At 43.3% G+C, this 13,565-nt stretch carries 14 protein-coding genes; 2 read left to right on the top strand and 12 right to left on the bottom strand.

Annotation, left to right across the window (positions count from 1 at the left end; genetic code table 11):
- The first annotated feature begins 97 nt into the window (after positions 1-97).
- Positions 98-1,723 carry a TolC family protein gene (locus DCO17_RS01340; protein ID WP_173955030.1) on the top strand — a complete coding sequence of 542 codons (1,626 nt, stop codon included), beginning with the start codon at positions 98-100 and terminating at the stop codon, positions 1,721-1,723.
- On the opposite strand, the gene waaC is transcribed toward DCO17_RS01340, so the two are convergent.
- Genes waaC through DCO17_RS01305 form a run of 7 tightly spaced genes read right to left on the bottom strand, consistent with a single transcriptional unit; the run spans position 1,704 to position 8,141 of the window.
- Complete coding sequence (gene waaC / locus DCO17_RS01335) at positions 1,704-2,774, bottom strand: lipopolysaccharide heptosyltransferase I (RefSeq protein ID WP_254598789.1); 1,071 nt, start codon at positions 2,772-2,774, stop codon at positions 1,704-1,706. The two genes, DCO17_RS01340 and waaC, sit on opposite strands and share 20 nt — an antisense overlap.
- Entirely contained in the window at positions 2,747-3,322 is a 576-nt protein-coding gene (gene rfbC / locus DCO17_RS01330) for a dTDP-4-dehydrorhamnose 3,5-epimerase (RefSeq protein ID WP_173955029.1), read from the bottom strand. Before rfbC ends, waaC begins: the two co-directional genes overlap by 28 nt.
- Entirely contained in the window at positions 3,322-4,248 is a 927-nt protein-coding gene (gene rfbA, locus DCO17_RS01325) for a glucose-1-phosphate thymidylyltransferase RfbA (RefSeq protein WP_173955028.1), read from the bottom strand. The genes rfbC and rfbA overlap by 1 nt, the downstream gene beginning before the upstream one ends.
- 12 nt (positions 4,249-4,260) lie before the next feature.
- Positions 4,261-5,214, bottom strand: coding sequence for a dTDP-4-dehydrorhamnose reductase (rfbD, locus tag DCO17_RS01320; RefSeq protein WP_173955027.1), 954 nt, complete (start codon positions 5,212-5,214; stop codon positions 4,261-4,263).
- A 13-nt stretch (positions 5,215-5,227) separates the two neighbouring features.
- The gene (gene rfbB, locus DCO17_RS01315; protein ID WP_173955026.1) at positions 5,228-6,286 is read right to left on the bottom strand and encodes a dTDP-glucose 4,6-dehydratase; all 1,059 of its coding nucleotides are present in this window, start codon (positions 6,284-6,286) and stop codon (positions 5,228-5,230) included.
- On the bottom strand, positions 6,283-7,290 hold the full coding sequence (locus DCO17_RS01310; RefSeq protein WP_173955025.1) for a hypothetical protein: 1,008 nt from the start codon (positions 7,288-7,290) through the stop codon (positions 6,283-6,285). The genes rfbB and DCO17_RS01310 overlap by 4 nt, the downstream gene beginning before the upstream one ends.
- A 44-nt stretch (positions 7,291-7,334) precedes the next feature.
- The gene (locus DCO17_RS01305; RefSeq protein ID WP_173955024.1) at positions 7,335-8,141 is read right to left on the bottom strand and encodes a glycosyltransferase family 2 protein; all 807 of its coding nucleotides are present in this window, start codon (positions 8,139-8,141) and stop codon (positions 7,335-7,337) included.
- On the opposite strand from DCO17_RS01305, the gene DCO17_RS01300 reads away from it, so the two are divergent.
- Positions 8,116-9,072: a glycosyltransferase family 10 domain-containing protein gene (locus tag DCO17_RS01300; protein WP_173955023.1), complete on the top strand. Its 957-nt coding sequence runs from the start codon at positions 8,116-8,118 to the stop codon at positions 9,070-9,072. The two genes, DCO17_RS01305 and DCO17_RS01300, sit on opposite strands and share 26 nt — an antisense overlap.
- On the opposite strand, the gene DCO17_RS01295 is transcribed toward DCO17_RS01300, so the two are convergent.
- Genes DCO17_RS01295 through pyrR form a run of 5 tightly spaced genes read right to left on the bottom strand, consistent with a single transcriptional unit; the run spans position 9,069 to position 13,561 of the window.
- Positions 9,069-9,800 carry a glycosyltransferase family 25 protein gene (locus tag DCO17_RS01295; protein ID WP_173955022.1) on the bottom strand — a complete coding sequence of 244 codons (732 nt, stop codon included), beginning with the start codon at positions 9,798-9,800 and terminating at the stop codon, positions 9,069-9,071. The genes DCO17_RS01300 and DCO17_RS01295 overlap by 4 nt on opposite strands.
- 7 nt (positions 9,801-9,807) lie before the next feature.
- The gene (locus tag DCO17_RS01290; protein WP_173955021.1) at positions 9,808-10,710 is read right to left on the bottom strand and encodes a DUF6492 family protein; all 903 of its coding nucleotides are present in this window, start codon (positions 10,708-10,710) and stop codon (positions 9,808-9,810) included.
- Entirely contained in the window at positions 10,707-12,071 is a 1,365-nt protein-coding gene (locus tag DCO17_RS01285) for a glycosyltransferase family protein (protein WP_254598787.1), read from the bottom strand. The genes DCO17_RS01290 and DCO17_RS01285 overlap by 4 nt, the downstream gene beginning before the upstream one ends.
- A 21-nt stretch (positions 12,072-12,092) precedes the next feature.
- Entirely contained in the window at positions 12,093-13,061 is a 969-nt protein-coding gene (locus DCO17_RS01280) for an aspartate carbamoyltransferase catalytic subunit (RefSeq protein WP_173955020.1), read from the bottom strand.
- Complete coding sequence (gene pyrR, locus DCO17_RS01275; RefSeq protein ID WP_173955019.1) at positions 13,061-13,561, bottom strand: bifunctional pyr operon transcriptional regulator/uracil phosphoribosyltransferase PyrR; 501 nt, start codon at positions 13,559-13,561, stop codon at positions 13,061-13,063. Before pyrR ends, DCO17_RS01280 begins: the two co-directional genes overlap by 1 nt.
- Between the last annotated feature and the right edge of the window lie 4 nt (positions 13,562-13,565).

The following is a 13,565-nucleotide window of genomic DNA, read 5'->3' as shown; positions in this document are numbered from 1 at the left end:
ATGAGGGACCTCCCAAGGATTTGGCAAAATTGAGCCCAATTGCCCAGGCAAATCAATTTGGCCTTAAACTTCATGCACCTAAAAATAGACGAGTTTGATGAACCCAACCCGCTTTCGCCTTTCACGACTTACCGTTCTCGGCTTAATCGTCGGGCAGGCGCTTGGTCTTCAAACCTGGGGGTCAGTGGCCATAGCTCAATCCCCAAATGGAGCGGCAAGACCAGCATTACCCACCCCCATTAGTCCATCTACTCTAGTTGGACTAGAGCAGCCGCCACAAATGGTCTTGCCACCAAGCAAAACTGCGCTGCCTAGTGGCGCTGCACCATCAAGCGTCAACAGTAATAATGCCAATATTCAAAAAGGTCAACTTGCTGATCTGATTGGACTCTATCAAGATGCGGCATTTAGTGATCCCGTTCTGACCGCAGCCCGTTTTAATTACCAGGCAAGCAAAGAGCTTTACTGGCAAGGTCTCTCACTCTTGCTACCTCAAGCCAACGCCACTCCAGGTGGCACACGTTACTACCAACATGGAGTCGGGCAAACGGTGGTTGCTGCAGGACCTGGAAACTCACGTGTATTCGACCAAAAAAATTACACTGTCACCTTAACGCAGCCTGTATTCAATTTGGGCGCTCTTGAAGCCTTTAAGCAGGGCGACTTAAATACCAAACTTGCAGATATGCGCTTTTATCTAGCGCAGCAAGATTTAATCATTCGCGTTACTCAGGCTTACTTTGATGCACTAACCAGCCAAGACAATGTCGAGCTCTATCGCAATAAGAAAAGTTTGATTACTCAGCAATTAGATGCTGCACAGGCAAAATTTGATGCTGGCTTAGCAACCATCGTCGACGTAAATACCGCACAGGCTGCCCTTGATTTAGCCAATTCCCAAGAGATTGCAGCTCAAGCTGATTTAGTGGTTAAACGTGGCGTGCTAGAACAGCTAGTCGGTCATGCGGTGGGGCCACTAAAGCCATTAGTAAAAGAAGCTAAAATTGCTGGGGTCCTCAAAGATCCTCGCACTAAATCCAAAGACACCATTGCCAGCGCGATTGCTGACAGCGTTAATCCACAGCTACCACCAGGTCAAACCTTAGAAGATTGGATCAATCAAGCTGAGACAGCAAACTTCAACGTGCTTGCAGGTCAACTCTCGGTAAGCTTAGCTGAAAGTACCTATCGAGCATCACAGGCATTAAATTACCCATCTCTTAACCTCATAGGAACTTCGGGCTTTAATACCTCAAACGGCACTCCAAATAGCTATACTCCGGCCAATACCAACGTGTATAACAACACCATTGCTTTGCAAATGACCATTCCTTTGGTGTCAGGTGGATTTAATAGTGCCGTCATCCGTCAAAATGCTGCACTGGTAGATGCTGCCAAGGCAAACTATGACAATGCAAGACGCACTGCTGCGCAAAATACACGTTCTGCGTTTACTGGCTTTTATGGCGGACTAGCAAGCGTAAAAGCATATGAGGCAGCGGAGCGCTCATCTAGCTCAGCCCTTGAATCTAGCAAGCTAGGCTTTCAAGTCGGCACATTAATCAATATCGATGTATTAATTGCTCTAGATACTTTAATTACTACTAGATCACAATTACAACAGGCGCGCTATAACACCATTCTGAACGCCATTAAGCTCAAGGCGCATGCTGCCGCCTTGACTGATCAAGACTTAATCTCTATTAATGCTTTGCTGCGCTAAGCAGCTCAATAGCCGATGCAATTACGTCATCAGTACTTGGTGGCACTTTGATGTCGCCTATATTACGAATCAAATCAGACCAATAGCCTTCAGTTTTCCACCTAGGCGAATCACAATAAATCTCGATCGTGGGTTTATTTAATACTGCGGATAAATGAGTTAGGCCAGTATCAACACCGATAACCAATGCAGCATTGGCAACCACTGAAAATGCCTCTTCAATTGAAAAAGCCTGAGGCACTACTGCATTGGGAATGTGAGCGGCAAGCTCATCACTCACAGCCCTTTCTGAGGCATTACCCCAAGGTAAAACTACTTGATAGCCTTGATCTGATAAAGCCATGCCTAAAGCTACCCAATGTTGATTGGACCAACGTTTTGCCTCTCTAGCAGTCGAATGAAAAAACAAAATATAAGGCTGCCGCATTCCCACCGCCTGCTTAGCAGAGATGGCTTGAACGTAATCATTTGGATAAAACCGAATATCCTCAAGCCTATCGATTAAGGGCCAATCGAAAGCCGAACAAGTTACGTAACGAGAGCGATCAAGCGCATGACACTGAGAAGGGACCTGAACACATTGGTTGTAAAAGATTCTAGCGATAGGCTCGTAACCAGAATATTCGGTAGCATTAGCCAAGCCAGCCACAATTGCTTCAGGATTCTTTTTTGCCAAAGAACATACCAGAGCAGACTTTAATAGCCCCTGAGTTTCAATAATGACGTCATAAGAAACTTGCTGCAGATTTTTCTTGAAAGCAAAAAACTCACACCATGAATCCAGACTAAATAAGGACTTTTTCCAACGTCTTAATCCAAAAGGGATAATGCGATCAATTCCTCGAAATCCGTCCCGACTCAATAAGGGCTGTAGAAGATGAACATACCCCTCTTCTACAACCCAATCAATTTGAGCATCTGGAAAACGTGCACGAATATCCCAAACAATTGGTAAGTTATGTAGTACATCCCCCAAGGAGGAGAGTTTTACCAATAAGATTTTTGGAGATGCACCCAACTTCATCACTCGAACTTTGGAGCCTGATCCCAAGATAAGCCCGCCAAATCTTTAGCATTCAGATTGGGGCTTGCTCCAGGCTCTAATGGCCACTTGATAGAGAGCGAGGGATCGTTCCAAGCCAAGCAAACCTCGCTTTGTGGGTGATAGTAATCAGTAGTCTTATATAAAAACTCAGCCACTTCTGAGACCACTAAAAATCCATGTGCAAATCCCGCAGGAACCCACAGCTGCCTATGGTTTTCAGCGCTTAGCTCTACGCCAACCCATTTTCCGTACGTTAACGAACTCTTGCGTAAATCGACCGCAACATCAAATACCGCACCAGATACAACACGCACCAACTTACCTTGTGTTTTTTCCAGCTGATAGTGCAGACCGCGCAAAATTCCTTTGCCAGAAAAGGAATGATTATCTTGAACAAAATTGGTATTGAGTCCCGTAGCCGCCAAAAAATCTTGCGCATTGAATGACTCTGTAAACCAACCGCGATCATCACCAAAAACTTTAGGCTCAACTATCAAGACGTCATTGATTGCCGTTGGCATCACAGAAATTTTAGGATGTTGATAGTCTGGCATTAGTCAACCTTTTTGGATGATAGTGCGATAGGCGCCAAACCACTCTTCATTTCATTCAAAATCTTCATTAAGTATTGGCCATAACTATTTTTGCTTAATTGGGTTGCCACTTTATAAACATCTTCAGCGCCAATCCAACCCTGCCGGAAAGCAATTTCTTCAGGGCAAGCAACCATCAAACCTTGACGTTTTTGCAGGGTTGCAATAAAACCGGCAGCGTCCAACAAAGAATCATGTGTTCCTGTATCGAGCCATGCAAATCCACGTCCCATAATCTCAACGCTGAGTTGATTTTTATCTAGGTAGATGCGGTTAACATCGGTAATCTCTAGCTCGCCACGGGCGCTTGGCTTAATGGAATTGGCAATATCACAGACCTGATTGTCGTAGAAGTAGAGGCCAGTAACGGCATAACTACTTTTTGGCATAGCAGGCTTTTCTTCAATCGAAACCGCCTTATAAGCTTTATCAAACTCAACCACCCCGTATCGCTCGGGATCGGTTACATGATAAGCAAATACCGTAGCACCTTGCTGTCTTTCATCGGCGCTCTGTAAATTTTCGACTAACTCGTGACCATAAAAAATGTTATCGCCCAGCACTAAAGCACTAGGATGATTGTTCACAAAATTCTTACCCAAGGTAAACGCCTGTGCTAAACCATCTGGAGAAGGTTGCACGCAATATTGAATATTTAAACCCCATTGCGATCCATCACCAAGTAATTCTGTGAAGCGTGGGGTATCGTGCGGCGTGGAGATGAGCAAAATATCCCGAATACCTGCCAACATGAGGGTAGTAAGCGGGTAGTACACCATCGGCTTGTCATAAACAGGCATAAGCTGTTTAGAGACTGCCTGAGTCACTGGATACAAGCGCGTTCCAGAACCCCCCGCCAAAATGATGCCTTTGCGACTTACCGTCATCCGACTAACCCTTTATATGAGATTCTTTTGCGCAAGCTGGGCAATATATGTCCGCACGCTTTCTTCCCAAGAAGTATTCAAATGCTGTAATTTTGTCATATCACCCTCACTCTCAATTAAAAGCCTGAGCTTCGAGTTATCTAAACGTGAATTTTGGGGTCGCGGTGCAGGCAAAGGGTATTCAGCAGCCAAAATAGGCAAAATGGAGTCGGGTTTCACTGTTAAATCTACACCACAATCAGTCGCTACCTTAACTGCCAGACTAGCCATGCCATGCCAACTCGTCTCGCCATTGGGTACGGCATGATAAATACCCGAGGGGAAGGGCTTTAATTGGAACTGATCATCAAATACTAAATCTAGGCTGGTTTGCGCCAGCCACTGAGCATTGGTTGGCACACCCAATTGATCATGAATCACTCTTAATTGATCGCGCTCTTTTGCTAAACGCAAAATTGTTCGAATAAAGTTTGCGCCCTCACCATACACCCAACTAGTTCTCAATATTGCATAGCGGCTTGCTGACTGCTTTGCGAATACCTTCTCAATCGCTTCTTCGCCGGCAGCCTTACTTTTGCCGTAGACACTCAAAGGATTGCGTGGATCGGACTCAATATAAGCAACTTGCTTTTGACCATCGAAAACATAGTCGGTGGAATAATGTAACAAGCTTGCGCCATGAGAAGTTGCATACGCCGCCATCAGCTCTGGAGCATGTGTATTAATCGCAAAAGCTAACTCCTCATTGGTCTGTGCCAAATCTACCGCTGTATAAGCAGCAGCATTAATAATAAGGTTAGGTGCCACCTGCTCAAGATAACTATTTAACGCCTTCTCATTGGATAAATCGCAGTCATCTCGCCCGGCATATTGAACCTCTATATTTTGAGATGGTGGAAAAGCATCAAAAAGATTTTTAAAGGCTTTGCCTAACTGGCCATCTTTTCCAAAAACAAGAATTTTCATTGGCGCTTAATAATTAACTGTATTGCTTTTGCAGCCAATCACGATAAGAACCACTCACCACGCCCTGAATCCAAGCCGGATTATCTAGATACCACTGCACTGTTTTACGAATACCGCTATCAAACGTTTCAGCAGGACGCCAACCAAGGTCACGCTCGATCTTGCTTGCATCAATTGCATAACGGCGGTCATGTCCAGGGCGATCTTTTACGAAAGTAATTTGATCGGCATAAGATTTACCATCCTCGCGCGGCTTCAAGATATCCAAAATTTGGCAAATGGTTTTAACAACATCGATATTTGCTTTTTCATTCCAGCCCCCAATGTTGTAGGTTTCACCCAATTTTCCCTTAGCCAATACTTCTCGAATAGCAGCGCAGTGATCACCCACATAAAGCCAATCACGAATTTGCTGCCCATCACCATAAATCGGCAAAGGTTTTTTGTTTAAGGCATTCAAGATCACTAAAGGAATCAGCTTCTCAGGGAAGTGATAAGGGCCATAATTATTAGAGCAATTAGTGGTGACCACTGGCAAACCATAGGTATGGAACCAAGCACGCACTAAGTGATCTGAAGATGCTTTAGATGCTGAGTATGGGCTATTGGGTTCATAAGAATTTTCTTCTGAAAATGCTGGGTCCGTAGCAGAGAGTGAGCCGTATACCTCATCAGTTGATACATGATGAAAACGAAATTGATCTTTATCTAACCCCTGAAGATTGCCCCAATATTCGCGAGCGCACTCCAGCAAATTGAATGTCCCAAAAATATTAGTTTGAATAAATTCCCCTGGACCATGAATTGAACGATCCACATGACTTTCAGCGGCAAAGTTCACAATCGCACGCGGCTGATGCTGTTTGAGTAAGCCACTCACCAAATCCTTATCGCCAATATCACCATGGACAAAAACATGGCGCCCATCTTTTTGTAGCGGCTCTAAAGTAGCCAAATTCCCCGCATAGGTGAGTTTATCCAGGTTCACAATTCCTTCGGCATGAGGATCCGCAAACCAATCCAATACAAAATTACCCCCAATAAAGCCTGCACCGCCAGTAACTAAAATCACAATTTCTCCCGCCGAACTCTATCTGTTATGTGTTTTTCCAGGCGGTTCAGTGCTTTCATGGACATTAATTCATTTCTTCTAGAAATTCTCTGCATTCGCCGAAAAAAAGCATGGTCTCCAAATATTTTATTGTGCCACTGCTCATAATTTGTCTGAACATCCAGAATGAGAGATGGCAATTCGTGTAAATCACCCCAAATGATAAATTTTGAATACCGCGTCAAATGAACAAGCGGAGCTCTCTCGCTCACTACAAGCGCACCACACCTTAAGGCTGGCAATATTCGTAGCTCCTCCAGGGTGTCATGGTGATCGGTTTGGCGAATATTGACAATTATTTTGGTGTTACGATACAAGTTTTCAATACCGTCAAAGCAATTATTAATATTTCTTGACTCTACATTCAGCCCTGCCAATGCCTCCAGAAAAGTTTTTCTTCGACCTTCATTTGGGTTGCCAAAAAGTGTAATTGTATGAAGATCACGCGGATGCGAAAGAGAAAAAGAGTCTGCTTGCATCTGGTAAAGAGCGGGGCTGATACAAAATGATTTAGATTCATACTGAGATAGCTCTGGACATTTTTTAATATTCTCTTGATTAATTCTGCTGTAATCAAAAATAATATCGGCCTCAAGAAGTTCTTTGACATTTGGAATCCGAACGAGGTAGTTTGACTGCTGCCCCTCAATAGGAATTGCGCCAGGAAGCGCACCATCAGAATCCCTACCCCCAGACTTAACAAGCGTGTGCTCTACTTGCATTCCTATTTTATAGACTGGAAATTGCCATCCAAATAGAGAAAATTTACCCGCTCCAAAATATAGCAAGCACTTTCCACTTAATAAATGAAGCCGCTCACCAAGCAACCCAACCAAGTAAAAATAATAATCGGATAAGACCTTGTCATAGCTCTGATTAAATACAAAAAATGCTTGATTAACTCGAATGAAATTTAGCTTTCTACGGGATAGGAGATTCTTAAAAAAAAGAATTACTGCAATCAAGATGCTATCCAAATTTAACCTTACCTAAGAAAAGTCTAAAAAAATTACAATAAATGTTTATTTTCTAGATAAAAAGATTCATAGGGATACTGCTCTTTGTCTTCCATCATCTTTTTGACTCTCTTATCAAACATTCCTTTGTATCCACCAAATAGAATATCTTTATATTTCTGCTTCTTCATAAATTCACGATTAAATTTCGATGCCGTTCTAATTCCCTTAATGTATCCGCCATCTGTCACATCTGAATGGATGTTATCAATCATTCCTAGTTCGAAGGTAGGTATCTCGCGATGATATTTTTCATGGTATCGCCAATAAAAATCGCCATCCTCCTCCCCAAGACCAAGCAATCGCTCATCAAAAAATCCCACTTCAAGCAATTCTCTCTTGCTCACAATGAAATGAGAAAAGCTGCCATTAATCGTAAATGTTTCTGGTGCGTCAGAAAGTAAAGTCTCTAGCTCGTCAAAAAAAGACTTTCCATCCGCAGTTTGGATTTTCAAATCATCATTTAGAACCAACACGCTATTATTGGTTGCAGCCAATATACCCCTATTCCAGAGCTTGGCTAAAGACTGAAATTTTGGAAATACCATCGGATAGACGCAGTCATATTGGGCCAAAAATTCAAATAATTTGGCGCGATAATTCTGATCAAAATCATCTCGAGCAGGCCCATTTACGGTCAATATGATCTCCATACTCGGACGAAACTCCTTGATGCTTTTAATTAGAGGCACCAAGTCACTTTCAAAGCGTTTATCAAAGGTAGTAATTACAATCGAGTAATTCATATAGATATCAAATATAAGCGAGGTAGTAATGGCTATTATCCGACTTTCTGCCATAGGGGTCACTTCAGACTATTATGGGAGCCTAGTTCCAGTAGTCTGCAAAGCCTTGGGGTATCAAGTTCAATGGGTGCGACCAAAACACGCGGATATATTGATTTATGGCCCATTTGGCAATTACAACCAGAAAAGCCTAAAGTGGTGCCCCAAACCATTAAGGCCCCTTGCCTCTAAAGCAATAGCCCCCATCGACTCCTGGCTTCATCAACGGCAATATCAACCTATCAAAATTTTTCAAACCGGAGAAAATACGCGCCCTGACTATGTAGCAGCAGATTATTCAATTTCGTTTGATCTCGGACTTAGCGGCAGTCACCACTTCCGCATGCCCTATTGGATGGAAATGGTTGATTGGTCTAGCGAGGGCGTCACAGGAAACCAAAACCCACGTTTTGGTCGGTTGTTAAGTCTGGAGAGGCTGATGCAGCCCCTTGGTAAAGACTTTCTCTCAAGACCTCAAAAGGCAGCAATATTTGCCTCTCACCTCAGAGAACCTAGAAGAACATTGCTTGAGGCTGTAAAACAGCAAATTGAAGTGGTTCAATACGGTAGATCATTTGATCAAACTGTTAAAAATCACCTTGAGAGCGGGATCATCAAATATGATGAATTACAAAAAGTGGCTTTCAATTTATGCCCTGAAAATGGCATGCATCCGGGGTACTACACAGAAAAAATTCCAGAGGCCTTTATGGCTGGCTGCCTGCCAATTACCTGGGTTGATGAAAATGTCAAAACAGATTTCAACCCTAATTCATTTATTAATTTAGCCCCAATGTCTCACAACCATTTTTCTGAACTGCAAGAGATACTGCATTCTCAAAAAATTCTCAGCGCTTATGCCGAACAAGCATTGATTCTTAATAAGCCCTCTATAGAGCCATTAAAGAATTTCATTCGGGGGATTATCCAAGAAGCTCTAAGCTAAGGCTTAGGAAACCATGGGGAAGGACTGAAGGATCGATCCATCCATCGAAGAACCGATCGCATCGTTTTACGTAGACCCTTTACTGGCTTTCTGTCAAAGCGATCTGTAATAGTAGATTTACTATGGGACAGCCTAATTGGATAAGGCTTAGCTGCCAAAATTCTTAGACCATGCTTAAAGTAATGCTCCAAATAATGGTCAACAGGCTCGTATATATAGGCAGCATTTTTTAATAAAATTTTGGCTGCATCTGGCTGAATCATATAAGCGGCAGTTCCACATGGCTCAGCAAGATTTCTCACCAAGTCATATCCTTGCCTATGCCTCAAAACCTCATGCTTTGTTTCATATATTCCGGACAGTCTTACTAAACTCCATTGATCTGAGATGTCAATCAAATCTCGAATCACCTGTTCAATATTTTCCGTTACCTGAAAGTCATCTTCAAAAACGAGAGTGGTGTAATCATTCTCGACACACAGCTTCCATGCTTCAATGTGGGACAAAAAACACCCAATTTCACCGGGCGTCAATTCGTAACCTTGTAATAACTTGACTTTGATTGCTTGATAACTTGGTGGCATCTGAGCAAGCAGGCGACCATCAACTGCATCAATAAATTTCCATGGAATAGAAAAACGCTCTAATTGTTTTTTAACAGCCTCTCTTCTATCCATCGAGCGCTGTAGCGAAATTACAAATACTTGAATCGGTGCCTGCATGCCCATATCAATCCTAAAAATAGCTTTCTAAATAGCGCCCAAATCGCTTGACTGACTTCAAGGCTCGAGAAAGCATTGATTTTTGAGTCGCCCCAAAATCCATGCCCGGATCCCAATTTGATTGATAAATTACACCTAAATAGTTCTTCGTTAATTTTGCTGGTGCCTCCCCCAGCCTGCGCAGAACATAAAACTGCCAATCGTAGTAATAGATTCTGAATAACTGCTCGATGGGGCGCAAGGGTATTGCCTGGTATTTCAATAGGGCTTCTAGATACAAAAGTGTTTCTGGATGATCGTCACTTGAGATATCCCAAAACGTCATATTTTGCGGAGCAAGTAAATGCTCATCTAGCGAACGCCACACTTTTGCCGACCAAATAAATGGTGGGCACGGGCAGTAATAATTTGGTCCATTTCTACCGAACAAAGCTTTTACGGTATCGCCCTCCAGCTCAAGGTTGCGAACTACTTTTGCATGATTCCGGTTGATCGAAAGCTGAAAAAACTCTTTATTTTGATAAATGACAGTGTAAGGATTGCCATCAGCAGCCAAAAAATCAGACCGATGAAATGGCTTAATAAATACGCAATCAGAATCAAGGCAAACATAATTTTCAGCAAGCCCCAGCCTCCAAAATTCCGACTTTATCGCCTGTTGGGCCAAACCTCCAGATCGAGTCTTTTCAATTCCCAGAGGTGCCCTAGGATTGCTGGCCACAATTGCCTCATCCGATACCCAATGGTAATCATTGCCTTCCCCCAAAATAGTAATTAATTCTGGATACTGATCTTCAGGCGTAGAAATATAAAAAGGTATTTGATCTTGATTAAATTTCTTGATTGAATCAAGCAAGCGTTTTAACCGGAGAAAATCTCGACGGTAAGACTTGCAATAGAGAACGATATCTTTCAAGGATTTTTCCGAATATTTTCTTGCATTTCAGAAAGTATTCTATACGCAGATTGATCTACTCCGAGCGGATCCCATTTGGGCTCAATCAATTTTCGCTCTTTCCAATCAATCCAAATTCTCTCTAAAGCCAACTCAACATCTTGGGGCTTGCTCTGAGGACTTAAATAAGCACCCCTATCTAGCAACATTTGATCCAACTGTGGATTGCGATGCGTAATCCCCCAAATGGGTCTACCCGTCCAGAGATAGTCATACAACTTTGATGGTATGTATTCAGCACACCATTCATCGTTTCCGTGCAATAGGATTAATACGTCAGCCGACTGCATACGCTCAATCACTCTTTCACGACCCGACTTACCGCTCACAGGATCTCGCTCTAAGCGACCATGTGCCAATAAAACATCCTCAAACCCGAAGTCTTTAATAAATGCAGAAGTCAAAGGATCTAATGGGGCGCCATAAGCATGAATGCGAATGAAATCTCTCGCTTCTGGATGCTTTTTCAGCAAGGCACTTAGCGCCTTCAGAATAGTAGATAAGGAGCGATCATTCGCCAATGAGCCGAAGTGACAAAGATTTAAATGCTCTGTATAAATATGAGGCTTGACGGCACCTAACCCGCCAGGAGGTTCTGCACCCGGCAGCAACATAAATCCATGGGCATTGCCAAGAGTATTTAAATTGGGGTTACGCACTTTTGCATAATGTACGGCGCCTTCCGTAAACCACCACACCAGATCAGAAGACTGGCAAATCTTTTTCTCTAGCCTTTGGCGAAATTGCGCATCTCTATTGCTCGGTTTATCAAACCCCTGATCTTCCGGACTTTTACGAATCACCAATGGATCATGCACTTCAACAATCCAAGGCAAGCCCGTTACTTTCTTCAACCAATATCCAGCCAAGTGTGCTGACCATGCACCTCCAGTAGAGTAAATAAGATCAATCTTTCCCTGGCGCGCCAATACCAAACCATGCATGAAAGCTGGCATTGCCCAAGACCACTGGCTGGAGTAGCCCAAAATAAGCTTCTCTAAACCAATCAATGGGGCCAATAAGATTGAAACCGTTCTGGTCAATACTTTGTAGATCAAACCACGACCATATTGATTAGCAATCCAATGCCGAAAATCAAATCGAAATGCAGCTGGACCCCAAGCCAGAAATTGGCGATGTGGAAAACGCTGATCCTTGATGCCAGTAATTGCGCTAAAAACCACTGGCTTCACACCAGCTTCTAAAAAATAAGGAATTTTGTCAGTAATAGTTAAGCTAGAAGCGCGGCCATCCATATTGAAGCCATGCGACAGAATTAACCAACTTTTTCTTGCGGTAAGCACAGGAATTTCGGTAGCCACCAACTGTCTCAATTCACTTGATTAGTTGCCAGCAACAATTGACATTACCGCCATACGAACCGCGATACCAAAAGTGACTTGATTCAGAATCACCGACTGAGGCCCATCAGCTACAGCTGAATCAATTTCTACACCGCGATTCATTGGACCGGGATGCATCACAATCGCATCTGACTTAGCCAGCGCCAAACGGGTTGGGGTCAGACCATACTGCTGAAAGAATGCATCTCCTTCAGGCACCTGACCGGCTTCCATGCGCTCTTTCTGAATTCGGAGGGTCATCACCACATCAACATCCTTTAGACCCTCTTCCATGCTATGGAAGACCTTAACGCCCAACATATCAAGATCGCTAGGCAGCAGGCTTTCAGGACCGATCGCACGAATATCTTCACACCCTAAAGTGGTGAGGGCGTGAATGTTCGACTTTGCAACCCGACTATGAACAATGTCGCCAACGATAGCCACTTTTAGCCCTTTAAAATTGTGCTTAAAGTGACGCATCGTATACATGTCCAGCAATCCTTGGGTTGGATGCTGGTGACTGCCATCCCCTGCATTGACCACATGAACATGAGCAGGAACATGATTAGCAATCTCAATAGGCGCCCGAGAAACGCTATGGCGTACAACAAAGATATCCGCTTGCATTGCTACAAGATTGTCGATGGTATCCAGCAGGCTTTCGCCCTTTGCTGTTGATGAAGTAGAAATATCTAAATTGATAACGTCAGCAGAAAGACGCTTAGCAGCAATCTCAAAAGTGGTGCGAGTGCGAGTAGAGTTCTCAAAAAAGAGATTAAAAACACTCCTCCCTCTGAGCAGTGGGACTTTCTTCACTTCTCTTGCTGGATCAGTCACGCTCACAAACTGCTTTGCAGTATCAAGAATGTGAAGTATCTGCTCTTTTGGCAAACCTTCCAAGGTTAAAAGATGTGTCAACTCTCCAGCGGCATTAAATTGATTTACAAGACTGTTTTCAGCACCCATTATTCACGCTCCTCTAGCTGAAAACTGAATTTCCCAGCGGAATCTTTTTCTAGAACTAAGATCTGCTTGTCTGGCACTTGTACTTGCTGGCCTTCAAAGTTAGCGCTTACCGGTAGCTCACGATTTCCCCGATCTGCAAGAACCATCAACTCAACTTGCGCAGGACGACCAAAATCAAACAACTCATTTAAAGCGGCCCGTACCGTTCTTCCGGTAAACAAAACATCATCAATCAAAATAACATTCGCGCCGTTGACATCAAATGGCAGATTGGTAGTCATAGTGCTTGCCGTGCGCAAAGCAGTCATACCTTTCTCAGCATAATCATCACGATGAAAAGCCACATTAATCACACCATAGTGAGGCAAACCCAAATCTTTGGCTAAACGTTCCGCAATCCATGCACCACCCATTGCTAAGCCTGCTAATTCAAAAGAACCTTGCTGCATTCTTTTCCGCAGAGCATCTAACAACTTTCCGTATAACAATTCAGCATTCATGGCT

Origin of the sequence: Polynucleobacter tropicus, assembly GCF_013307225.1 — a bacterium.
GTDB classification, from domain to species: domain Bacteria; phylum Pseudomonadota; class Gammaproteobacteria; order Burkholderiales; family Burkholderiaceae; genus Polynucleobacter; species Polynucleobacter tropicus.
Note: the sequence above shows the minus strand (reverse complement) of the source record. Positions and strands in the feature narration are given on the sequence as shown.